The sequence below is a fragment of the Roseinatronobacter sp. genome, assembly GCF_051859525.1.
Taxonomy (GTDB): domain Bacteria; phylum Pseudomonadota; class Alphaproteobacteria; order Rhodobacterales; family Rhodobacteraceae; genus Roseinatronobacter.
Window position 1 is genome coordinate 474,844 of sequence record NZ_JBHYFM010000001.1, and the last position, 21,496, is coordinate 496,339.

The 21,496-nt window shown below is 59.6% G+C and carries 23 protein-coding genes and 2 tRNA genes; 8 read left to right on the forward strand and 17 right to left on the reverse strand.

Translation table 11 applies throughout. The features are described from left to right. Window positions 1–65: 65 nt before the first annotated feature. The 8 genes from ACTIE1_RS02340 to ACTIE1_RS02375 form a co-directional block, all read right to left on the reverse strand. Entirely contained in the window at window positions 66–1,370 is a 1,305-nt protein-coding gene (locus ACTIE1_RS02340; protein ID WP_439559991.1) for a 3-deoxy-D-manno-octulosonic acid transferase, read from the reverse strand. Between the two features lie 114 nt (window positions 1,371–1,484). Continuing rightward, complete coding sequence (locus ACTIE1_RS02345) at window positions 1,485–2,873, reverse strand: TRAP transporter large permease (protein ID WP_439559990.1); 1,389 nt, start codon at window positions 2,871–2,873, stop codon at window positions 1,485–1,487. Window position 2,874: 1 nt separating this feature from the next. Continuing rightward, entirely contained in the window at window positions 2,875–3,432 is a 558-nt protein-coding gene (locus ACTIE1_RS02350; RefSeq protein WP_439559989.1) for a TRAP transporter small permease subunit, read from the reverse strand. 98 nt (window positions 3,433–3,530) lie between these two features. After that, window positions 3,531–4,640, reverse strand: a complete 1,110-nt coding sequence (locus ACTIE1_RS02355) for a TRAP transporter substrate-binding protein (protein ID WP_439559988.1) — start codon at window positions 4,638–4,640, stop codon at window positions 3,531–3,533. Between the two features lie 168 nt (window positions 4,641–4,808). Continuing rightward, window positions 4,809–5,807 carry a DMT family transporter gene (locus ACTIE1_RS02360; protein ID WP_439559987.1) on the reverse strand — a complete coding sequence of 333 codons (999 nt, stop codon included), beginning with the start codon at window positions 5,805–5,807 and terminating at the stop codon, window positions 4,809–4,811. Next, on the reverse strand, window positions 5,779–7,782 hold the full coding sequence (locus ACTIE1_RS02365; protein WP_439559986.1) for a capsular polysaccharide biosynthesis protein: 2,004 nt from the start codon (window positions 7,780–7,782) through the stop codon (window positions 5,779–5,781). The genes ACTIE1_RS02360 and ACTIE1_RS02365 overlap by 29 nt, the downstream gene beginning before the upstream one ends. A 4-nt stretch (window positions 7,783–7,786) precedes the next feature. Beyond that, a complete protein-coding gene (locus ACTIE1_RS02370; RefSeq protein ID WP_439563238.1) occupies window positions 7,787–8,827 on the reverse strand; it encodes a polysaccharide biosynthesis/export family protein in 1,041 nt (346 codons plus the stop codon). 192 nt (window positions 8,828–9,019) lie between these two features. Then, the gene (locus ACTIE1_RS02375) at window positions 9,020–10,309 is read right to left on the reverse strand and encodes a capsule biosynthesis protein (protein ID WP_439559985.1); all 1,290 of its coding nucleotides are present in this window, start codon (window positions 10,307–10,309) and stop codon (window positions 9,020–9,022) included. Between the two features lie 188 nt (window positions 10,310–10,497). Here ACTIE1_RS02375 and ACTIE1_RS02380 point away from each other — a divergent pair, with 188 nt between their 5' ends. The 3 genes from ACTIE1_RS02380 to scpB are packed head-to-tail and all read left to right on the forward strand — an operon-like array spanning window position 10,498 to window position 12,570. Next, window positions 10,498–11,112: a riboflavin synthase gene (locus tag ACTIE1_RS02380; protein ID WP_439559984.1), complete on the forward strand. Its 615-nt coding sequence runs from the start codon at window positions 10,498–10,500 to the stop codon at window positions 11,110–11,112. A gap of 9 nt (window positions 11,113–11,121) precedes the next feature. Then, window positions 11,122–11,901 (forward strand): segregation and condensation protein A, encoded by a 780-nt coding sequence (locus ACTIE1_RS02385; RefSeq protein WP_439559983.1) that lies wholly within the window; start codon window positions 11,122–11,124, stop codon window positions 11,899–11,901. A 9-nt stretch (window positions 11,902–11,910) separates the two neighbouring features. Beyond that, window positions 11,911–12,570, forward strand: coding sequence for an SMC-Scp complex subunit ScpB (gene scpB / locus ACTIE1_RS02390; protein WP_439559982.1), 660 nt, complete (start codon window positions 11,911–11,913; stop codon window positions 12,568–12,570). A 176-nt stretch (window positions 12,571–12,746) separates the two neighbouring features. On the opposite strand, the gene gpt is transcribed toward scpB, so the two are convergent. Both gpt and fabI read right to left on the reverse strand, forming a co-directional pair. Beyond that, complete coding sequence (gene gpt / locus ACTIE1_RS02395) at window positions 12,747–13,247, reverse strand: xanthine phosphoribosyltransferase (RefSeq protein WP_439559981.1); 501 nt, start codon at window positions 13,245–13,247, stop codon at window positions 12,747–12,749. A 1-nt stretch (window position 13,248) separates the two neighbouring features. Then, window positions 13,249–14,070 (reverse strand): enoyl-ACP reductase FabI, encoded by an 822-nt coding sequence (gene fabI, locus ACTIE1_RS02400; RefSeq protein WP_439559980.1) that lies wholly within the window; start codon window positions 14,068–14,070, stop codon window positions 13,249–13,251. Window positions 14,071–14,322: 252 nt separating this feature from the next. On the opposite strand from fabI, the gene pdxH reads away from it, so the two are divergent. From pdxH to ACTIE1_RS02420, 4 genes are all read left to right on the forward strand, one after another. Beyond that, a complete protein-coding gene (gene pdxH / locus ACTIE1_RS02405) occupies window positions 14,323–14,943 on the forward strand; it encodes a pyridoxamine 5'-phosphate oxidase (RefSeq protein WP_439563239.1) in 621 nt (206 codons plus the stop codon). Between the two features lie 98 nt (window positions 14,944–15,041). Continuing rightward, window positions 15,042–15,599 (forward strand): cold-shock protein, encoded by a 558-nt coding sequence (locus tag ACTIE1_RS02410; protein WP_439559978.1) that lies wholly within the window; start codon window positions 15,042–15,044, stop codon window positions 15,597–15,599. Then, window positions 15,599–16,081: a DUF192 domain-containing protein gene (locus tag ACTIE1_RS02415; RefSeq protein WP_439559977.1), complete on the forward strand. Its 483-nt coding sequence runs from the start codon at window positions 15,599–15,601 to the stop codon at window positions 16,079–16,081. Before ACTIE1_RS02410 ends, ACTIE1_RS02415 begins: the two co-directional genes overlap by 1 nt. A gap of 81 nt (window positions 16,082–16,162) precedes the next feature. Then, window positions 16,163–16,239 (forward strand) — tRNA-Pro (locus tag ACTIE1_RS02420). A 75-nt stretch (window positions 16,240–16,314) separates the two neighbouring features. On the opposite strand, the gene ACTIE1_RS02425 is transcribed toward ACTIE1_RS02420, so the two are convergent. Genes ACTIE1_RS02425 through ACTIE1_RS02435 form a run of 3 tightly spaced genes read right to left on the reverse strand, consistent with a single transcriptional unit; the run spans window position 16,315 to window position 18,430 of the window. After that, on the reverse strand, window positions 16,315–16,929 hold the full coding sequence (locus ACTIE1_RS02425; protein ID WP_439559976.1) for an aminotransferase class IV family protein: 615 nt from the start codon (window positions 16,927–16,929) through the stop codon (window positions 16,315–16,317). Further along, a complete protein-coding gene (locus ACTIE1_RS02430) occupies window positions 16,887–18,026 on the reverse strand; it encodes an aminodeoxychorismate synthase component I (protein WP_439559975.1) in 1,140 nt (379 codons plus the stop codon). Before ACTIE1_RS02430 ends, ACTIE1_RS02425 begins: the two co-directional genes overlap by 43 nt. 35 nt (window positions 18,027–18,061) lie before the next feature. Further along, window positions 18,062–18,430, reverse strand: coding sequence for a YigZ family protein (locus tag ACTIE1_RS02435; protein WP_439559974.1), 369 nt, complete (start codon window positions 18,428–18,430; stop codon window positions 18,062–18,064). 166 nt (window positions 18,431–18,596) lie between these two features. Between ACTIE1_RS02435 and ACTIE1_RS02440 the strand changes: the two genes are divergently transcribed. Further along, window positions 18,597–18,902: a hypothetical protein gene (locus ACTIE1_RS02440; protein WP_439559973.1), complete on the forward strand. Its 306-nt coding sequence runs from the start codon at window positions 18,597–18,599 to the stop codon at window positions 18,900–18,902. Window positions 18,903–19,163: 261 nt separating this feature from the next. On the opposite strand, the gene ACTIE1_RS02445 is transcribed toward ACTIE1_RS02440, so the two are convergent. The 4 genes from ACTIE1_RS02445 to ACTIE1_RS02460 form a co-directional block, all read right to left on the reverse strand. Next, on the reverse strand, window positions 19,164–20,354 hold the full coding sequence (locus ACTIE1_RS02445) for a UbiH/UbiF family hydroxylase (protein ID WP_439559972.1): 1,191 nt from the start codon (window positions 20,352–20,354) through the stop codon (window positions 19,164–19,166). A gap of 100 nt (window positions 20,355–20,454) precedes the next feature. Beyond that, entirely contained in the window at window positions 20,455–20,655 is a 201-nt protein-coding gene (locus ACTIE1_RS02450) for a hypothetical protein (protein ID WP_439559971.1), read from the reverse strand. Window positions 20,656–20,729: 74 nt separating this feature from the next. Next, window positions 20,730–21,377, reverse strand: a complete 648-nt coding sequence (locus ACTIE1_RS02455; protein ID WP_439559970.1) for a pyrimidine 5'-nucleotidase — start codon at window positions 21,375–21,377, stop codon at window positions 20,730–20,732. Window positions 21,378–21,420: 43 nt separating this feature from the next. After that, window positions 21,421–21,494: transfer RNA gene (locus ACTIE1_RS02460), tRNA-Gly, on the reverse strand. Window positions 21,495–21,496: the final 2 nt, after the last annotated feature.

Genomic DNA, 21,496 nt, shown 5'->3' on the forward strand with positions numbered 1-21,496 from the left:
AACAATTTCACCCATGGGGTGAAACCCAAAAACGGCTTGCGCGGGTGGGGGCCGCAGGTCCGGGGTCAGGACGGTGCAGGCAGCATCGCAAGGGTCGCAGACAGTGCCTTGTCCAGTGGCATCATATTCTGGTGCTGAACCCTGTTCGCACCTGCAATAAACGGCGCGCGGAACTTTGGCGATTGGGCGTCGCATACGGCCCGTGCCATCTCTGCGGAATTTGCCACTTCCAATGCGCCCCCTTCGGCATGCAGCCTGTCATAGGCTTCGCGGAAATTGGCGACTGTGGGGCCGTGCAGGATCATGCAGTTCAGGGCCACGGCCTCGAACGGGTTTTTGCCGCCCAGTATTCTGTCGGGCAATGGCAGGGACTGGCCGGTATAGGCAACAGGTGCCAGACGATACCACAGCCCCATCTCGCCAATGCTGTCGGCAATATAGACGGATATGTCAGGGGTTATTGTGTCGCCGCGCGACCGGCGGGCAACATGATCGCGGCCAAAGCGGTCCTGCGCAAGCGCTTCGGTCTTGTCGGCATCGCGCATCTGGCGCGGGGCAATAATCATCAGCATGTCAGTCATACGCTCACAGGCCAAGGCGTGGGCGTCAAATAGCTGGTCTTCTTCAACAGCGCGGGTCGATGCGGCCAGCCAGCGCGGGCGCGTGCCTATGGCGGCCTGAAGTTTTTCGCGTTCTGCCACATCATCAGGCAAGGCGTCCGATGCCGCTTTCAACACGCCTGTGACCTGTAACTTGTCCATCGGGGCACCAAGTTCGCGAAACAGCTCGTATGACCTTGAATCCTGCACATGGATTTCGTCAAACAGGTTCATCAACCAGCCATTGGCCGCGGGGGCGCGTCGCCTGCGGCGATAGCGGCGCGGCGTGACATGCGTGTTCAGCAGGATCATCGGACAGCCCCGTGCTTTGGCTGCCAGAAGAATGCGCGGCCACAGGTCCGCCTCGGCAATGGCGGTGACATCGGGGCGCCAATGGGCCATGAAGCGGCGCACGGCGGCGGGTGTGTCAACGGGCATGTATTGATGGATGACGCCATCGGGCAGCGCGCGTTTGGACAATGCCTGCGCAGAGGCCTGCGTGATTGTCGTTAGCAGGATCGTTGTGTCGGGGCGTTCCGCGCGCAATCGGGCAATCAGTGTCAACAGGGCCACGGATTCGCCCACGCTGACGCCATGCATCCAGATCAGCGGTCCGCGCGGGCGCGGTTGGCTGGCATGACCCCATTTTTCGGCCAGACGCGCGCGATCTTCCTTGCCGCGCCGCGCGCGCGCATGCAGCACCAGCGACCATAGCGGCGGGGACACGCGCGACAGTGCCATATAAAGCGAAATCAGGGCCGGTTTACGCATTTTTGTGTCCAACAATACCATTACGCCGCCTAAGTGACGTATCCGGTAGAATGCTGCAAGCCACGATTGGCGGGTTGCGGCATTCAAGCCGGTGGTCGTGGTGCGAACGGGACGTCAAAACAGAATGGACGGCAACCACAGAACCAGACCGGGGAAGATGAACAGCAGCGCAATCGCCAGAATTTGCAACATCACAAACGGAATCGCGCCCTTGTAGATCATGCCGGTGCTGACGGAATTCGGCGCCACGCCGCGCAGATAGAACAGCGAAAACCCGAATGGTGGTGTCAGGAAGGACGTTTGCAGGTTCACCCCGATCATCACCCCCAGCCAGACCGGATCAACGCCCAGCAGCAACAGGGTCGGGGCGGTGATGGGCAGCACTATGAAGATAATCTCGAATGTGTCCAGAATGAAGCCCAGCACGAACATGATGATCATGACTGTAATCATCGCGCCCATCGCGCCGCCCGGCATGGTGGTCAGGAATTCGCGCACCAGATTGTCGCCGCCCATCTGGCGAAAGACGATTGCAAAGACCGAGGCACCAAACAGAATGACAAAGATCATCGATGTCACGACCGCCGTGCGCCGCGCGACCTCGGCAAAGACCTTGAACGACAACCGCCAGCGCAGCGCCGCCAGCAGCGTGGCCCCCACCGCGCCCACGGATGCGGCCTCGGTCGGGGTGGCAATGCCGCCAAGGATGGACCCCAGAACCGCGCCGATCAGCAACAAGGGCGGAACCAGTGCGAACAGGATTTCCTTCCAAAGACCTGCCTTCTCCTCGGGGGGGACAGGGGTGGCGGGGCAGGATTGCGGGTCGGTGATGGCCTTGAATATGATATAGCTGATATACAGCGCCACCAGCAGCAGACCCGGAATCATGGCACCCGCAAACAGATCGCCCACCGACACTGTCTTGGGGGCAAAGTTTCCAAGGCTCATCTGCACCTGAGAGTTCATGCCCGCGATCATATCGCCCATGAAGATCAGCACAGTCGAGGGCGGGATGATCTGGCCCAATGTGCCCGACGCGCAGATTGACCCGCAGGCCAGTTTGGGGTCATAGCCCGCGCGCATCATGGCGGGCAGCGATATCAGCCCCATGGTGACAACCGTTGCCCCGACCACGCCGGTAGATGCCGCCAGCAGCGCCCCCACAAGAATGACCGAAATGCCCAGACCCCCGCGGATATTGCCAAACAGCCGCCCCATGGTGGACAGCAACTGTTCGGCAATATTGCTGCGTTCCAGCATGACCCCCATGAAAATGAACAACGGCACGGCCACCAGAACCTCGTTGATCATGTAGCCTGTGTAGCGGCCCGCCAGCGCGCGCAGGTTCGACATGTCGAACACGCCGAAATAGAGACCCATATAGGCAAACAGGATGGAGGTGCCCGCCAGCGTGAAGGCCACCGGAAAGCCCAGCAGCAAAAAACCGATCACCCCGAAAAACATCAATCCTGCAAGGATTTCACCGATCAGCACAGGATCCATGTCAGGCTTGCTCCGTATCGTATTGGTAACGGTAATCGTCGGGCACCAGATCCTCGCGCCGCGCGATGATCAGGATGGACCGGAGACCCATTGCGATGCCTTGCAGGCCGATGGTGACCGCAAACACCAGAATAAAACTTTTCAGCACGAACAACCCCTGCATGCCACCAGGGTTCGAGGATGCCTCCAGCAAACCGATGGAGCGCATGACAAATGTATAGCAATAGGACCAGACAACCCACGCGAAGGGCAGCAGGAAAATGCACACGCCCAACAGGTCAAGCCATGCCTTGCGCAGCGTCGAGGCCGGTCTGTAGAAAATATCGACCCGCACATGGTCATTGCGATACAGCGCATAGCCCGCCACAGCGGTGAACATGACCCCGTTCATCCACGGATATAAATCCTGCATCCACAGCCGTGTGGTAGAGAACAGATAGCGTTCGACGACGACCCAGAAACAGACAATGACAATTGCTGTGGCAAGCCACATGAAAACATTGCCAAGCACCCTGTTGATCAGGTTGATCAGGCGCATAAGATACGCAAGCGCTGTCACGTCATCCTCCGTGGGGAAAGGGCGGCAATTTTGGAAAAATGGCCCCGAAACAGATCGGGACCATTTGTCATTTCAACTATCGGCTGACAAGCCCGACCTTAGCCCAGATCGGAAATATCGAAATATTTCTGGCGTGCCAGTGCGAATGTCAGGTCGGTGTTTTCCGAACGCGTCCGCAACAGGTTCAGGTTCTGGACATAGCTTTCTGCGACGCGCTTGCTGAGCGGGTCGGCACTGTCCAGAATCTCCTCCAGCAATTCGCGCGACGCAGCCGCGCCGGATTCCAGAATGCTCTCGGGCCATTCCCGGTGCACAATCACGCCGTGATTGTCGACCATGTCGGCCAGTGCAATCGGGTCGTTGGCATAGAATTCAGACGGCACTTCGTCATATTCCGCCTGACAGGCATCGCGGATGATGGCCTGCAAGTTCGCGGGCAGTTCCTGATACTTGGCTTTGTCGACAACCAGTTCTGTCGCAAGTCCAGGCTCGATGAAGGACGATGTGTAGTAATGCTTGCGCACCTGATGGAAGCCAAGCGCACGGTCATTATAGGGGCCAACGAATTCTGCCGCATCCAGTGCACCGGATTGCAGGGCTGCAAAAATCTCGCCGCCCGCAAGGTTGGTCACGCTTGCGCCCATTTTCTGCCAGACCTGACCGCCCAGACCGGGGGTGCGGAAGCGCATGCCCTGAATGTCGTCAATGCCTGTCAACTCGTTCTGGAACCAGCCACCTGCCTGCGTGCCGGTATCGCCTGACATGAAACCTTGCAGCCCGAACTGGTCATAAACTTCGTCCCAAAGTTCCTGACCGCCCAGAATGCGCATCCATGCCGCCAACTCGCGCGAGGTCATGCCGAAGGGCACGCCGGTAAAGAAGGACAGGCCCACAGATTTGTTCTGCCAGTAATAGGCGGCCCCGTGGCTCATCTCGGCAGAGCCGTCGATCACGGCATCCAGCGATTGCAGTGCGGGCACCATTTCGCCAGCGGCAAACACTTCAACAGTCAGCGCGCCATCGGATGCGGCGGTAATGCGGTCGGCCACACGCTGCGCGCCGGTTCCCAGACCGGGGAAATTGCGCGCCCATGTGGTGACCATGCGCCATGTAATGCGGCCCTGTGCAACCGCAGGCGCGGCCAGCGACGTTGCGGCAGCAGCACTGCCCCCCAGTGCCGAGGTTTTCAAAAAGGAACGACGATCCATGATTTCCTCCCATGGTGTTTTTTTTATCATTCACACGCCAGTTGCGGCGGGTTTTTCCTGTAGACCATAATGCGCGGCCGGATTGAACAATTTTTTTTGATCGGCTGATAAACACTGCGTTTTTTGTCATGCATTCCGGTTTGTCCGGTATTGCCAGCGCTTTCCGTATCAAACCGGCGGCAGGGTGCTGCGATCTGCGCGGGCAGGGTGCCGTGCGGGCCTTATGTTGATCCAGTTTGCCAGCACGATAATCGCAGCGCCCGCAAATACCAGCGGATCAAGGGCTTCTGCATACAGCCAGACCCCCACAAGCGCGATCAGGGGCAGGCGCAGGAATTCCATGGGTGCCACAGTTGACGCGGGCGCAAGGCTAAGGGCGGTCGTCAGGGAATAATGCGCGCTTAATCCGGTTATGCCAATGATGGCCAGCCAGGGCCAGATTGCCGCAGGGGGCCATGTGAACCCGCCAATCTGCGCCAGTGCCAGCCCGAACAGGGTTTGCAACAGCGTCATCCAGAACAGCACGCATAACACCCCGTCATGGCGCATGATGCGTTTTGTCAGCAGCAGGTTCATGGCAAAACCGATTGCCGCCAGTATCGCGGCCAGATGCCCTGAATTCAACGGCTGGACACCGGGTTGCGCGACAATCAATACGCCCACAAACCCCAGACAGGCCACGGTCAGCCGCTTGCGGGTGAACAACTCGCCCAGCACCAGCGGGGCCAGCAGCGCCACCCAGATCGGCATGGTGAATTCCAGCGCCACCAGCTGGGATAACGGAATCACCATCAGCCCGTAAAACCACAGGTTCTGCCCTGCAAAATGGAAAATATTGCGCGTCAGGTGCAATCCGGGGCGGGTCGGGCGGATGACGGGGCCAACCGCAGCAAGGGCGCGGGTGGAAACCACCACCACCACGCAGACAATCGCAAAGCCGATAAGCGACCGCCAGAACATCAGCTCAAAGGAATCCAGCACGGTCTGGATGGCACGGCCAGACACCGCCATTGCGATAAAGGACGCGATGGCGCCGCACATCCAGAATGCGGCCTTGATGGGGTGGTTGGGCGCTTGGGTCACCTGTGCCTCGGGGTTGTTGGCGCGTTGCGCAGGTGTAAGCCACCAAGTGGCAGGGTCAACGCCAAAGATGCGCGCGGCTGGCAAAAACCCCTTGCAACTTGGCCAGCACGCGCAGGGCGGGGGCTTTGGGCAGGGGGCCGGCTTGCAGCCTGTCGACGGCCAGTTCCGGTGGGCAAGGCAGGCCCGTCAGCGGGTCGATATAGCGCGGATAATCAATCAGTGTCGCATGCACGAAGGCCGCCAGTGTGGGGCGCGCGCGCCTGCGGTCGGGTATGTCGCCCAGATCGCGCGTCAGCCCCCAGCCCGCATAGAAGGGGGCGCCTGTTGTGGTGACGGGGATGCCGCGCAACAGCGCCTCGAACCCGAGTGTGGAAGTCATGGTCCAGACTTCCTGCACCTGATCCAGCAACCAGACGGGGTCTGCATTCTCCAGCACCAGATCGGCAAATTGCAGTGCCGTTCGGGCGGGCAGGGCGCCGGGGCGCAGGCCCGCTTCGACATCGGGATGGGGTTTGTATATGATCACGGCGCCAGGATTATGGGCGCGCACCTCGTGCAGCAATGCCAGATTGGTGTCGATCCGCCCTGCGCCAAACCGGATCGAGGCGTCATCCTCGACCTGACCGGGCACAAGAATCCTGTGTCCTTGTGGCAGATCCGGCATTGTGCCTTTCAGGTTATACTTGCTTAATGCGGCCTTGCGGATGGCCGCCGCCAACCTGAGCGCACGATCTTCGCCACCGGCAGGCAGCGGATGCGCCAGCAGGTGTTCCAGCCGCGATGGCGTGCGCGGGTCATAATACAGGCCCATGTCATCGGCAATCAGCGACAGGGGCGGCGTCAGCTCCGCCCCTAACCCGCGCGACCGCAGAAACCCGTCCTCGACGCGGGTGACAGGCCCATCAGGCGCGGGTGCTGCGCCCCAGACCATCACGCGCCGTTCGGTGTTTCCTTTTTGTCTGGCAAAGCGCAGCCTTGTCCAACGGCCGAAAAATTTCTGAAGATGCGGGCGTTTCCAAAGCCGCATGTTCAGCGCGACATATCCGCGATGATCCTCGCGCCATGCGCGGATCAAGGCGTCCATATGGTCGGCCACATCCTCGAACTGGCACAAGCGGTCGCGGCAGGGATCATACCATGTGGGGTAAAGCAGCATCGCGCCTGCAAAAAGTTGTGCGCGCGTCAATCTGCGGCGGCGGCGGGGGTGGGGCGTCTGGTCCTGTGTCAGCCCCCATCCGGCATAGAAGGGCAGGCCGAACACATGGGGCTTGTGGCCCGCGAATATCGCTTCAAACCCAAGTTGTGACGATACTGTATAGACGGCAATCGCGCCGTCCAGCAGTGCCCAGCTTGAAACTGCCTTGTCTAACAATGTGATATTGGGGAATGTGCAGTCTTGCGCGCCGAAATAACCGCGCCGCAACCCGCGCGCGGTTTCAGGATGTGTCTTGATGATGATGCGCGCGCCCGGGTGGTCCAGTTGCGCCTGAAGCAGCATTTCGCGGAACACATGGGCCTGCACTGGCCCCGACAGGCCGCCATGGCGCAGCGCTGCATCATCCTGCACCTGATCCACAACCAAGACATAGCCCGGCGGCGGAATTTCCGCGTCCGGGTCATGGGCTGCGTATTTGCTTAGGCCAAGCGCTTTCATCCGCGCCATGCCAAGGCGCGCGCGTTCAATCAAACTGTGATCATCAAAGGGGTGTGTGGCCAGCAGGGTTTCCAGATCGCTGGGGCGTGACGGGTCGTAATGAACCCCGCTGCGGTCAATCAGCAGGCCAAGCGGCGGCTCCCCCATGCGACCGGGAAAGAGCGAGCGTAAGAAAGCATCCTCGATCCGGATAAGGGATGCGCCGGTGCGTCTGGCCACCCCCTCGCCACGGGTGGCGCGCGGGGCGTGCCCCCAGACGGCCACAGTTCCGGTGCGGTCCGGCCAGCCGAAGCGGACGCGCAGGCCCGCAAGCCCCATGATCCTGCGAATGCGGCGCGCAGTGGGGCGGGGGCCAAGGAAGCCCCCGCTATAGACATGAATGTCTTGCGGCCCAAGGGCACGCATTCCGTCAGTCGCCGGACGCAGCGCTGCGTGCGACCGATGCGGCCGTCAGCGACCCTGTCAACGCCGAGATCTGGCGCGCCCACAGGACGGAGTTAGCTTCGGTGACGAAAATGGTGTCGCCATCGCGGATTTTGAAATCGCGGGCCTCGAACATGCCAGTGGGGGCCGTCAGGTCCAGCACATAGACAAAGCGCTGGTCGGTCACGATGTTCTGATGCCCCAGAATGGCACTGGCCACTTCCGGCACTTCATCGCGGAAGATGAACACGCCTTTGGGGTCTGCACGCAGCGGGTCCAGACCGCCCACCATGGCCAGCGCATCAATGGCCGAGATGGACTGGGTGTCAAACACCATACGGCTTGAAGCGCCCGTCGCCCCCAGAACCGAGAATGCACGCTGGTCTTCCTTGATCAGCACACGGTCACCCCCGCGCAATGCAATATCAAGCGACGGGTTTGAAAAGATATCCTGAAGCCATGCGCTGTCCTGCCGGTTTCCGCGTGTCACCAGAACCTGCGCGGTTTCCAGCGGAACATTGATACCACCCGCCTGCGCCACCATCGCACTCAGGCGGTTTGTGGCGCGTGTGATGGGATAGACGCCCTGCGCGTTGACCCCGCCGGATACGGACACGCTGGCACCGTCGCCCGCCTCTCGGGACACAACGACCTGCGGTTCGGGGGTTTGTTCGTCCAGCGCATTTGTCAGGATACGGCGCAATGCATCCGGTGAATGGCCTGCGGCACGCACACGCCCCGCATAGGGCACAAAAATGAAGCCCGCGTCATCGACCTGCAATTCCTCGATAATGGCGTTATTGGCCGTTTCGGGCGCCAGCAGGCCTTCGGGGACGTTTTCATAGACATTCAGGCGGATTGTATCACCGGGGCGGATTGTGTCGCCGCCCAGCAATGCACCAGACCGCAACCCGTGGCTGAACCCAAGTGCTGCGGGACGGTTTGCGACCTGTGCAACCTGCCGCGATACCGCAATGATATGCGCATCGCCCGACCGCATGACCGATCCGGCAAATATTTCGTTCATGGTGGGGCCATCGCGCGAGACGGCACATGACGATACGACAGCCAAAGCTGTCATCAGGGCCACTGAATGACCCCATTTAAAAGACAAAGCAAACACTGCTCGGGCTCCTTTGAAAAGGACATGCCTCTGGTAATTATTCTACATTCATACAGGCTTGGGACGTTTTCGCCAAGGGCTTTAATGGTTTGGCAGCTACTTCGCCTTGCGCACCTGTTGCCTTGGTGTCGCGTCACCGCGCATAAGCGCGGTGTAGGGATCATCAGGGACAAGCATCAGATCTACCACATGTCGCATCAACTGCCGACGTCCCCGCAAAGAATAGTATCCGCCCGGAACCTGAGAGGTTTCCAGCAAAAAGCGGCGATAATCGCGATAGGCACGCGCATCGGGGCGGGCAGGGTGTGCGAAAAATGCCTCTATGTCCTGATCGGACACGAATTCGGGCTTGTCATAGACTGCGCGGCCAAAGATTTTCAGCGGCATGCCGCGCCACAAAACCTGCTGCGCAGCCGTAGAATTCACTGTCACCGCAGATCGCGCGTGGTTCAGAAGGGCGGCCAGTTTGCCGCCGCGCACAAAATGCACGCGCCCCTTCAGCCCGTGCGCCTGTATCAATGCAGTGATAGAGGCCCAAAGCGGTGCGCGCCCGTCTTCCATAGGGTGGGCCTTGATGACAAGGTGGTGGTGGCGCGGCGCGCCTTTTGCGAAGCCCTCGAACACAAGTTCCAGAAATTCGGTTATGGTGCTGAACGGGCTATGCGCCTGAAAGCTGCTGTCATGTTCCAGTTGCAGCAAGACCAGATGATAGGGAAACCCGCCGTTGCGAATGCGCCATGATGCAATGCGCCGCTGCAATGATGTCAGCGGCATGGCCCAAAGCCGTTTCAGATACAGCGCGAATTCCTGCGCCACCCCAAGCGCGCGGTGGGGCCGGAAATGGCGGTAACGCTGGTTCAGTGCAAGCACGCAGAAATGATACAGCGCCCCATAGAAAATATGATGGCGCATATCCCCCCAATGGGCGGGCGGGTCGGGCAGTTCCAACTCGCTTTTGCGCAGGGCGCGGCGCATGGACCGGATCGACATGTCCATCAGCGCCGAATTCCCGTTGGAGCCGTTGCGTTCATAGGTGATCCAGTAGGGGCGCAAATACCCTTCTTCAAAGACATGGATTGTGACACCGGCGGCTTTTGCAATGTCGATGGCTTGTGCATGGATGGGCCGCACATCGCCATACAGGACGATATCGGTCACCTGATGGCTGGCAAGAATGGCGCGGAACCTGTCGGGCCAGTTTTCAGGCGTATCCGTAAAGGGCAGGTAATGTGCCTTGTCACGCCAGAATGCAGCATCGCCCTGATTGAAGCCAACGCGCCAGACCTGTGCGCCGGTTTGCCGCAGCATTCTGCCCAATCTGTTGAAAAATGGTCCATGTGGTCCCTGTAACAGCAGGAAGCACCGGCCCTCGCCACTTATACGCATGTTACATCGTGCCTGTAGTTGTTTACTTGCTTACCTGGTTACTGAAAACGCCCTGTCTGCGCAGCATTAGACGCCTTGACGCTTGCTGTCAGCAACATAGTAAACAAAAGCGGCATCACTATGGCGGGCTTGCACTCGGGCGTGGTGCGGTCTAGGTCACAAGCTGCGCAAACAAGAGGTAGCAGATCATGTTTACGGGCATCATTACCGATATCGGCATTGTTTCGGATATCGTGCAGGAAGGCGATCTGCGCGCGCGCATTCGCACATCCTATGATACAGACAGCATCGATCTGGGGGCGTCCATTGCCTCGGACGGGGTTTGCCTGACGGTGGTGGCACTGGGGCCGGACTGGTATGAAGTGCAGGTTTCTGCGGAAACAGTGGCCAAAACAAATCTGGGTGCGTGGAAAAACGGCCGACGCGTCAATCTGGAACGTGCGCTGAAGGTGGGCGACGAACTGGGCGGGCATATCGTGTCCGGCCATGTCGATGGGCTGGCGCATGTCGTGGGGCTGGACGCCGATGGCGACAGCACACGTTTGCGCCTGCGCGCGCCCGATCATCTGGCCGGTTTCATTGCCCCCAAAGGATCGGTAACGCTGAACGGCACATCCCTGACAGTGAACGAGGTTGACGGCGCCGAATTCGGGATCAACCTGATACCGCATACCAAACAGGTCACGACCTGGGGGGATGTGGCGCTTGGGGACAGTATCAATCTGGAGGTTGATACCATGGCGCGTTATGTCGCCCGCCTGCGCGACTGGGACAGGATGGACAGGTCGTCCAAGGCGTCCTAGACTGCGCTTATGACAGATGACTGGGTGCAAGACAGTATCTCCGAACGCCGCGCCGCAGAGGCGCTGATTGTCGATGTCGACGGGTTTGAGGGGCCGCTGGATCTGCTGCTGATGCTGTCGCGCACCCAGAAGGTGGACCTGCGGCGCATTTCGGTGTTGCAACTGGCAGAACAATATCTGGTCTTCGTTGAGAAAGCGCGGGAATTGCGCATCGAGCTGGCCGCTGATTATCTGGTCATGGCGGCATGGCTGGCCTATCTGAAATCGCGCCTGCTGCTGCCACCCGACCCGACCGAGGAAGGTCCGTCCGGCGAGGAACTTGCCGCGCATCTGGCATTCCAGCTGGAACGGTTGCAAGCCATGCGCGAAGCGGCGGCACGGTTGATGGGGCGTGACCAGAAAGGGCGCGATTTTTTCGCGCGCGGACAGCCGCAACCGCTGGCTGTGAGCCGAAAGACCGTGTTTGATGCCAGCCTGCTGGACCTGATGCGGGCCTATGCGCGCCTGCGCACCCGCGACGAATTCCGCCCCTATGCGTTTGACCGAACCGACATTTACCCGCTGGAAGCCGCATTGGAACGGTTGTCGCGCATGGTGCCGGGGGCGGCGGACTGGACAAGCCTGCAAGCCTATCTGCCCGAAGGGTGGCGCGGTGCGCCCGCGCGCAAAAGATCGGCCATGGCCTCCACATTCGCGGCGACGCTGGAACTGGCCAAGCAGGGCCAGATCGAATTGCGCCAGTCCGACACCTTTGCCCCCTTGCATCTGCGCAGACGGGCAGGGCATTAAGACCATATCATGAGCCAGCCACCCGCAGACAGCACCGACAAGACCCTGTTCCCCGCGCCGCCCATGCCCGAGCAGGAGCGCATGATCGAGGCGATCCTGTTTGCAAGCACCGAACCCCTGTCGCAGGCCGCGATTGCCGCGCGCCTGCCGCATGGCTGCGATGCGGCCGAAGCGCTGGCGCATCTGCGCACGCGTTATCAGGGGCGGGGCGTGAATCTTGTTCGGGTGGGGGATGGATATACCCTGCGCACCGCGCCCGATCTGGCCTATCTGATGCAGTCCGAACGTGTCGAGATCCGCAAATTGTCGCGCGCGGCAATCGAAACCCTGGCGATCATTGCCTATCACCAGCCCGTCACCCGCGCCGAGATCGAGGAGATCAGGGGTGTTGCCTTGTCACGGGGCACAATCGACCAGCTGCTGGAACTGGAATGGATCCGGCTGGGACGGCGGCGCATGACGCCGGGCAGGCCGGTGACCTTCGTCGTGACGACAGAGTTTCTGGACCATTTTGGCCTTGAATCCTCTCGCGATTTGCCCGGACTTCGGGAATTGCGCGAAGCGGGGCTGCTGGACAGTCGCCCGATGCCTGGCCGTGACGCGCTGGCCGATGACGATGATGAGGGGGACGAGGCGGAAACCGGACAATCCGAATTGTTCGAGGATTAGAGCGCGCGGTCTGGCGCTGCGGCTTGGTGCGTGGCATTCAGAAGGGGGCCTTGGAGGGCTGCCGCCCCCCAAACCCCCTGCCTTAAGGGGGGCAGGCCCCCCTTAAGAAACCCGTATCGTATGGATATTTGGGCCAGAATGAAACCGGATTGTGTTTCACGGGCAAAGCTGTGCAGTCAGGTGCCGCGATAGGGTTCCACATATTGCAGCGCCATGTCCCATGGGAAGAATATCCATGTGTCCTGACTGACTTCGGTGATGAAGGTATCGACCATGTCGCGCCCTTGGGGTTTGGCATAGACAGTGGCAAAATGTGCCTTCGGGTATAGCTGGCGGACCAGTTCAAGTGTTTTGCCGGTGTCGACCAGATCGTCAATGATCAAGATACCTTCGCCGTCGCCCATCATGTCGGCTTGCGGTGATTTCAGCACTTTTGCGGCGTCGCGTGACTGATGGTCATAGGATTTGACGCTGATCGTATCGACCACGCGAATATCCAGCTCGCGCGAGATGATCATGGCGGGCGCAAGCCCCCCGCGGGTGATGGCCACGACAGCGCGCCATTGCCCGCCATCGGGGCCTTGTTTGTCCAGCCGCCATGCGAGTGCGCGGCTGTCGCGGTGGATCTGGTCCCAGCTGATGTGGAAGCCTTTTTCGTGGGGCAGGCGGTCGGTCATGTCAGGCGTCCTTCTTGCCGGTGACCACGTCGATATCGGGGGCGTCCACGGCTTTCATGCCGACAACATGGTAACCTGCGTCGACATGCAAATTCTCGCCCGTGGTGCCAGACCCGAGGTCGGACAGCAGGTAAAGCGCGGCCTTGCCAACTTCTTCTTGCGTTACATTGCGGCGCAGGGGGGAATTCAGTTCGTTCCATTTCATGATATAGCGGAAATCGCCAATGCCGCTGGCGGCCAGCGTCTTGATCGGGCCTGCGCTGATGGCGTTGCAGCGGATTCCGTCCTTGCCTAGATCCTCGGCAATATATTTTACCGACGCCTCCAGCGCGGCCTTGGCCACGCCCATGACATTGTAATGCGGCATGACCTGTTCTGCACCGTAATAGGTCATGGTCAGCAGGCTGCCGCCGTCACGCATAAGTTTTGCCGCGCGCTGGCAAACTGCCGTGAAGGAATAGACCGAGATATCCATGGTCATTGCGAAATTGTCGCGGCTGGTGTCGACATAGCGCCCGCGCAATTCGCTTTTGTCCGAGAAACCGATGGCATGGACCACGAAATCAATCGTTCCCCAAAGTTCCTCCAACCCGTTAAACACCGCGTCCACCGAGGCCATATCAGTGACATCGCATTCGAACAAATGCGGCGTGCCAAGGCTTTCGGCCAGCGGTAGCACGCGTTTCTTCAAGGCATCGCCCTGATAGGCAAAGGCCAGTTCGGCACCATGTTCGGCAAGCGCACGCGCAATTCCCCACGCAATGGACTTGTCATTTGCAAGCCCCATGATAAGGCCGCGTTTGCCGCTCATCAATTGTGCCATTGTCCCGTCGCTCCTTGCTGGAATGGTGTTAAATCTGCTTTAGGCCAAGCGCAGGGGCCGCGCAAGTCAACCTGTTCGCGCGGGTCTGCACAAATTTGATCCCGCACAGAAACAGAACCGGCGCAAACCGCGTGTCAGGGGTTGCGTAAACCGGGCGCATCATTAATACCAAAGTCAGAATTTTCAGTTTGTCATAATTCGAGGGGATATCGTCGCAACACAACCGTGATGCATGCTGGTTCCCTTCGGATTATGAGCGGAGGACATGTGAGCACGCGCAGCGGAATTTTTGCAGGTGAAGACCCGTTCGCCCTAGCGAGATCCTGGTTGGCACAGGCGCAGGAAACTGAACCGAATGACCCCAATGCGATTGCGTTGTCGACGGTTGATGCAGATGGCTTGCCCAATGTCAGGATGGTACTTCTGAAGGACATTCTGGACGATGCCTTCGTTTTCTACACCAATTATGGCAGTGTGAAGGCGCAGGAGATTGATGCGGCGGGCAAGGCTGCGTTCGTTCTGCACTGGAAATCCCTGCGCCGCCAGATTCGTGTGCGCGGGGTGACCGCACGCGTAGAGGGGGAGGAGGCCGATACCTATTTTGCGTCGCGGTCGCTGAAAAGCCGGCTTGGCGCATGGGCGTCGCGCCAGTCCCGGCCATTGGGGGCACGCAGCGACCTGATGGCAGAAGTTGCGCGCCAGACCATGCGTCACGGGACCAATCCGCCGCGCCCGCCATTCTGGGGGGGCTACAGGATAACGCCCCTTGAAATCGAGTTCTGGGCGGATGGAGATTTCCGGTTGCATGACCGTTTCCGGTGGCACCGCACGACACTTTCCGACGCATGGAGTGTAACGCGACTCTCGCCTTGAACCGAGGGCGCGCGGCGCTATGATGTGCGCGTGATCTTGCGAAGTGCGTGGATGGGCATGCTGAAAGCGACAAAAATAAAAGATGTGGAACAACAGACATGACTTCGCCTGACGAGACGACAGAGAAATATTCCGGTGTCGTCAAATGGTTTGACCCCAGCAAGGGGTTTGGGTTCATCATTGCCGCTGATGCCGGTTCGGACATTTTGCTTCATGCGAATGCATTGCGAAATTTCGGCCTGAATTCGGTGTGTGACGGGGCGCGAATTACGATTCTGGCCCAAAAGACGACACGCGGGTTTCAGACCGTAGAGGTGCTTGAAGTGCTGCCGCCGGAGGGCGAGCAGGCCTCGGCGGTGGAGGGTCTGGAGGGGGGCGCACCTGTCGACATGTCCATCCCGTTGGAACCGGCGCGCGTCAAATGGTTCGACAAGGTCAAGGGGTTCGGATTCGCCAATGTTTTCGGCAAACCCGAAGACGTGTTCGTTCATATGGAGACATTGCGCCGCGCTGGCCTTGCCGAATTGCAACCCGGTGAAGCGCTGGCCATGCGTGTGTCAGAAGGTGAACGCGGGCGCATGGCCGTTTCGATCGAGCCGTGGGAGGCGGGCATGGCCAGTCCGGCACAGGGCGCTGATGGCACGGGGGACAGGTGATGTTGCGGCGTGCTGTCATAGCCGCGTTTTTCGCGGTGGGACTTCTGGCCGCTGGCGGGCCGGTTCAGGCAGCATGCAGCGAGGAGCGCGTGGATCTGCGCGGTGATTGGGGACAAGCGCGCTTCCGTGTCGAAATTGCCGATACCGATGCCCTGCGCGCGCAAGGACTTATGAACCGCGAGAATCTGGCGCGGTCTGCGGGCATGTTGTTCATTTTCGAGGCGCCAACCAGCCCCTCTTTCTGGATGCGCAACACGCTGATTCCGCTGGACATGATTTTTGTCGACCCGACAGGTGCGGTGACACATATCCATCAAAACGCGGTACCACATGACACAACGCCCATTCCCGGTGGTGATAACGTGTTGATGGTGCTGGAAATCAATGGCGGCCTGTCAGAGGCGATGGGTATCGATGTCGGCTCGCAGTTGCGCCATCCGCGCCTTGATGATGACATTGCCCTGTGGGGCTGTTCGCCGTAACGCGGTGCAATGCGGTTTATTCTGCCAAAGGTAAGATTGCCCCTTTTCTTGGCCGAACAACCCCGTTACATAGCGCTCAGTCGGGGCGTGGCGCAGCTTGGTAGCGCGACGGTTTTGGGTACCGTAGGTCGTAGGTTCGAATCCTATCGCCCCGACCATTCAGCTTGATCAGAAATCACATTGCGTCGCGGAAACAGATTTCTTGACGGCGTTTGCCGCTATGGCATGACGGTTTACGCATCCTCCACGAAACGTGCATCCATCAGCCCGCGCAAGGCATTGCCGACCCATAAACGCACCTTGGGCAGCTCATCCACGAGCAGGCGTTCTTCGGGACAGTTCAGGGACGCGCGCAGCACCCCTGGCAGCAGACCGGACGACAGGGGCGGGGTGCGCATGCCGTGGCCGCGATCGAAGAAAACGGTTGTGATTGTCCCATCACAGACTTCATCGCGTTCGTTCAGAAAAATCAGTTCATCCAGCGTGGGCGGCAGCGACGTGCGCGCCCGGTCATAGGTTTCGCGGCGGGTGGATTTTATCCGCAACCAAGGGTCTGATGATTTCAGGCGATCCCGCGCAAGCCCTATGCGCCATGACGTGGCAGAGGGGGGCAGGGGCAGGGGGTCCACTGACAGGGTGCCCCGGGCATCCAGCGTCAGGCGCAGGCGGGCGGGGTGGTCGGGGCCGTGAATGACAGGGTGCGGGCACGTCCAGCCAAGCGCTGCCGCGCCCGCTTGCAACCGCGCCAGATGCAGCGGCCAGTTGCGCGCGTTGCGCCCGTCCCAATACATGGTTTCAATCAGCTTCAGCCCTGGCTGATCAGCGCCTGCATATAGCGTGCTTTCCACAATGCTTCCTCCCACTCGCCTGTGGCGGTGCTGTCTTGCACCACGCCGCCGCCGACATTTGCCAATATCTGACCGTCAGGCGACAGGCGCAAGGTCCGGATGCCGACCGACCAGCATTGATCCCCTGACGGTGCGGCCCAGCCGATTGCCCCGCAATACACGCCGCGCGGGTGGGGTTCCAGTTCTGCAATGATTTGCATGGCGCGAATTTTGGGCGCGCCGGTGATGGACCCGCATGGAAACAGCGCGGCCATAAGTCCCGGCAGGTCGGCCCCGTGTTGCAGGCGGCCCTGAATGCGGCTGCTCATTTGGTGGACTGTTGCGAAACTGTCGATGGCGAAAAGTTCCGGCACCTTCACAGACCCGATTTCCGATATGCGCGCGATATCGTTGCGCAACAAATCAACGATCATCAGATTCTCGGCCTGTGATTTTTCGCTGTCACGCAACTCCTGCAACAGCGCCGCATCCTGTATCGCATCGGCACTGCGCGGCGCCGTGCCCTTCATCGGGCGGCTTTCGATAAGGCCGTCGCGGACCTGAAAGAACAACTCCGGGCTGCGCGATATGATGACCGGCCCCACGCCCATATCAATGAACGCCCCGAAGCCTACGTGTTGTCCTGCGCGCAATGCGCCATATAATCCCAGCGCTGTGCCTGACAGCAATCTGCTGGCAAGTGGGAATGTCAGGTTGATCTGGTAACAATCGCCCGCAGCGATATAGTTCTGCAATTTCGCGAAGGCGTCATCATATTCGGCACGTTCGATCACCGGCTGCAACGGCGCAAGGCGTGCTTGCGGGGCGTTTTCCTGCGCTTTGGTGAGGGCCGCGCCTGCGTCTTTCGGTGGATCAAACACACCCAGCACGGCCAGTGGCGCAGTCGCATCACGCTTAAGCGATGCGTGCAGGCGCGGTTCAAAGACATGGCCCGCCTCATAGGTCAGATATCCCGCGACCCAAGCCCCCTGCGCGCGCGCTGCTTCTGCCTGCGCCAGCATTGGCAACACATCCTCGGCCTGCCATGCCACCAACACCTGTCGGGGTGTGTCAAAAACTACGGGTTTGCCCAAAGGGCCATGTTCAATCACGATCACGGGCGGGACGCCTTGTCTTGCTGTTGTTCGTCTTGTTATTCGCCCGTAGGGTCGGGCTGTAACTGCGCCATATAATGCCGCACGGCCGATTGCACATGCCTAAATCGGTCACCGCCAAGGTGTTTTCCGCCATACCAGCGCGTGACGACAACAATATGATCATGCAGTCCTTCGCGTTCCAGCATGCGCAGGATTGTCATGCCCGCGCCCGCCTCGCCATCATCGTTTTTCAAGGGACCTTCTGCGCAGATCAGGCCCCAGCTGTTATGTGTAGCCTTGGCGAATTTCCGGTCCTGTTTCAACTGAAGCACGAAGTCGCGGGCAGCGGTGCCGGTGCTGCATGGCCCGCCCGATACCGCATATCTGGACCCGCGATCCGTAATGATATTGTGGAAAATGCGCATGGGTCGTGGATAGGTTGGAACGCGGGGCGGGGCAAGTGGTATGCACCGCGCGCAGGTGCCATGGTTGGCGGTGATCCGCGACATTTGGTCTGCAACATGCCATGCGCCTTGTTTTTACATGGTGCGGTCTTATCATAGGTGCATGATACACGATTAGGGGCGCGATATGCCGAAGCTTATCAAAGTCTACATCCAGCAGGTGGCGATCGGCTTTGCGCTTTCGGCAGTGTTCACGGCCATCCTGATCTATTTCAACGTGGCCAATCTTCAGCGCCTTGTCTTCGGGTCCAGTGACGGGCTTTTGGGGTTGTTTCTGATCTTCTTTTTCAACGGGCTGGTTTTTGCGGGTGTTCAATTTGCCATTCGCATCATGCGCATGGGGTTTGAAGATGATGACGATGACGACCACCATGGCGGGCATGGGGTGCCCCATTCCGACCCTGTGCCGATAAGAATATCTGCTAAATCCTAAGGGTGGCAGGCCCGCAGCGACCGTGGTGGCGTGAATTTCCCGAGAGCCTGAATGTTCAGGTGGGCGCCAGATAACAAGGCCAGGACCATGTCAGAGCCAGCTCCCTCGGAGATGCTTATCGGCCACTGGAAAAGGGCCACACACAAGAAGAGCAGCACCTGCCATCAGGGAAGATAAGCAGCGCCTGAACGCAGTTCAAGGACTAGTTTCGACGCGGGGCCGGAATTGCGGTTCCGGTCGGACACGCGGGCCGGTCCTGCCCTAGCTGACACCGATTCCCATTTTCATAAGGCTGTGACGGATGGGGGATGTGGAATACATTGTATCCAGCAATCTGGCGCGCATGTCCCGCAAGGGCTGTGCCTCAATCATCGAGGCGCGGTTCAACATGCCAACACCGGACACACGCAACGCCACATCCCGATAACGACGGCGATTATAGGCGCGCAGCATTTGCACAGTTCCAAGGCCTTCCGGCGTTGCCAGATCCACCAGGGCTGTCAGATCCGCAAGGGACATATTCAGCCCCTGCGCGCCGATCGGGGGGACAACATGTGCGGCCTCGGCCATCAATGCCGTGCGTTCGCCATAGAACTGTGTGGCGATCTGGCTGATGATTGGCCAGACTGTTCTTCGCGTTGCCAGATGCAATTCCCCGAACAACCCGCAAGACCGAAGGTTCATCTGTTCCTCGAATTCGGGGACGGGCAGGGCGGCAAGGCGGGCTGCTTCCGGCCCCGTTTCCATCCAGACAATGGCGGAACAGGGTTTGCCATCGCGGTCGGGCAGGGGCACGAATGTAAACGGGCCGCCAGAGCGGTGAATTTCGGTGGACACATTGTCATGCGGCACAGGGTGCGTCACCGCGAATGCAAGGGCCTTCTGGCCGAAACGGGTGGTTCTGACATCTATCCCAAGGGCTGTGCGCATGGGCGAATTGCGCCCGTCTGCGGCCACCAGCAATTTTGCTGAAACCGAACTGCCGTCACTTAACCCGATCAGGGCCGCTGTTTCGCGCGTCAGCAGTGTTTTCGTGCCTATGCCCGCGCGAAACGTGACATTGGGCAATTCCTGCAAGCGTGCCAAGCATTCGCGCCGCAACAACCAGTTCGGCAGGTTCCACCCGAAGGGCTGGTCGGATATGTCGGCGGCGTTGAAATCATGGCTGACACGCGGTTCATGCGTTTCCCCGCCCGCATCGACAATACGCATGACCTGCAAAGGGGTCGCATGGGATGAAAACCGATGCCAAAGCCCCGCGAGTTCCAAAACCCTGACCGAAGGTTGCAGGAATGCCGTGGTGCGCAAATCCGAACTCGGGTCTGCCTCGGCAATGACGGGGGGGGTCGGGTCGACACATAAAACCGAATAGCCTTGCGCGCCGAACGCCGCCGCCGCAGTCAGGCCCGCGATGCCGCCGCCTGAAACCACAATATCGAAGTTTTCGCGCATGTCTGACCCCTGTTCAATCTGGTCCGGACATTAGCGTTATGGCGCGCAAGTGCAATGCGGCCAAACGCAGCAATCTGTAGATTGCTGCGTCTATGCGCCGTCAGCCGAAAACCACGAAGCACAGCAAAAGCAGCATGCCCAAGGCCGCAGGCACCATAACAAGCACCAGTCCCGGAAGCCCCATGGTCACGACAGCGGTGACCAGTGTGGCGATGACAAACAGCACGGCGGCCCAGATGCCCCAAGGCTCGTTGCGCAGGAAGGATGGTGTTTGCGCGGGTTGGGTTGCGGTCATGGTCATATCAGAACTCTCCGGTATTTGTTTAGGCCGGATGTAATTTATCCTGCGCTGCAATGCAGCGTGACATGATGCCGCTATCTGGACAGAAGCGTCAGGAACGCTGTCAGATCGTTCGTGTGGTGGTCAATGAAGGGCTGTTCATTCGGCTGCGGCGCGACATGCACTGTGCGCATTCCCATAGCATGGGGTGCCGCCAGATTGCGGGGGTCATCTTCGAACATTGCGGCTGTGGCTATGTCCAGACCATCTTGCGCAAAGACATGCTCGAATGCCGCGCGTTCCGGCTTGGGGCGGTAATTCGCGTTCTCGACCCCGTAAACCGCATCGAAAACGCCAGACAGCCCGCGGGCCTGAAGAACTCTGTGTGCGTAGGTGCGTGATCCGTTTGTGTAGACGATCTTGCGACCGGGCAGGTCCGAAATCCTGTGGCGCAGGTCGGGGTCAGGCGCAATGACGGAAAAATCAATGTCATGCACATCATCCAGATACGGGACCGGATCAATGTCATGGCGCTGCATCAATCCGGCCAGCGTTGTTCCAAAGGTCGCCCAATAGTCCTGCCGCATCTGATTCGCGATTGTCTGGTCGACATTCAATTCCTGCATGACAAATGCGGTCATGCGCTGTTCAATCTGGTCAAACAACCGGATTTCGGGCGGATACAACGTGTTATCAAGGTCAAAGACCCATCCGCGCACATGAGAGAATGAAGAGGCGACCATAACGGTTCCTTTGTCTGGCCATATGGGCACGGACAATATGTCATGGAGCGGGTGAAGGGAATCGAACCCTCGTCTGGAGCTTGGGAAGCTCTCGCTCTACCATTGAGCTACACCCGCAT

Bases quoted from the DNA above. Each gene is read 5' to 3' on its own strand.
- ACTIE1_RS02340 (WP_439559991.1), bottom strand. From the start codon at position 1,370: ATGCGTAAACCGGCCCTGATTTCGCTTTATATGGCACTGTCGCGCGTG.
- ACTIE1_RS02345 (WP_439559990.1), bottom strand. From the start codon at position 2,873: ATGGATCCTGTGCTGATCGGTGAAATCCTTGCAGGATTGATGTTTTTC.
- ACTIE1_RS02355 (WP_439559988.1), bottom strand. From the start codon at position 4,640: ATGGATCGTCGTTCCTTTTTGAAAACCTCGGCACTGGGGGGCAGTGCT.
- ACTIE1_RS02365 (WP_439559986.1), bottom strand. From the start codon at position 7,782: ATGCGTGCCCTTGGGCCGCAAGACATTCATGTCTATAGCGGGGGCTTC.
- ACTIE1_RS02370 (WP_439563238.1), bottom strand. From the start codon at position 8,827: ATGAACGAAATATTTGCCGGATCGGTCATGCGGTCGGGCGATGCGCAT.
- ACTIE1_RS02375 (WP_439559985.1), bottom strand. From the start codon at position 10,309: ATGCGTATAAGTGGCGAGGGCCGGTGCTTCCTGCTGTTACAGGGACCA.
- ACTIE1_RS02380 (WP_439559984.1), top strand. From the start codon at position 10,498: ATGTTTACGGGCATCATTACCGATATCGGCATTGTTTCGGATATCGTG.
- ACTIE1_RS02385 (WP_439559983.1), top strand. From the start codon at position 11,122: ATGACAGATGACTGGGTGCAAGACAGTATCTCCGAACGCCGCGCCGCA.
- scpB (WP_439559982.1), top strand. From the start codon at position 11,911: ATGAGCCAGCCACCCGCAGACAGCACCGACAAGACCCTGTTCCCCGCG.
- gpt (WP_439559981.1), bottom strand. From the start codon at position 13,247: ATGACCGACCGCCTGCCCCACGAAAAAGGCTTCCACATCAGCTGGGAC.
- fabI (WP_439559980.1), bottom strand. From the start codon at position 14,070: ATGGCACAATTGATGAGCGGCAAACGCGGCCTTATCATGGGGCTTGCA.
- pdxH (WP_439563239.1), top strand. From the start codon at position 14,323: ATGAGCGGAGGACATGTGAGCACGCGCAGCGGAATTTTTGCAGGTGAA.
- ACTIE1_RS02410 (WP_439559978.1), top strand. From the start codon at position 15,042: ATGACTTCGCCTGACGAGACGACAGAGAAATATTCCGGTGTCGTCAAA.
- ACTIE1_RS02415 (WP_439559977.1), top strand. From the start codon at position 15,599: ATGTTGCGGCGTGCTGTCATAGCCGCGTTTTTCGCGGTGGGACTTCTG.
- ACTIE1_RS02435 (WP_439559974.1), bottom strand. From the start codon at position 18,430: ATGCGCATTTTCCACAATATCATTACGGATCGCGGGTCCAGATATGCG.
- ACTIE1_RS02440 (WP_439559973.1), top strand. From the start codon at position 18,597: ATGCCGAAGCTTATCAAAGTCTACATCCAGCAGGTGGCGATCGGCTTT.
- ACTIE1_RS02445 (WP_439559972.1), bottom strand. From the start codon at position 20,354: ATGCGCGAAAACTTCGATATTGTGGTTTCAGGCGGCGGCATCGCGGGC.
- ACTIE1_RS02450 (WP_439559971.1), bottom strand. From the start codon at position 20,655: ATGACCATGACCGCAACCCAACCCGCGCAAACACCATCCTTCCTGCGC.
- ACTIE1_RS02455 (WP_439559970.1), bottom strand. From the start codon at position 21,377: ATGGTCGCCTCTTCATTCTCTCATGTGCGCGGATGGGTCTTTGACCTT.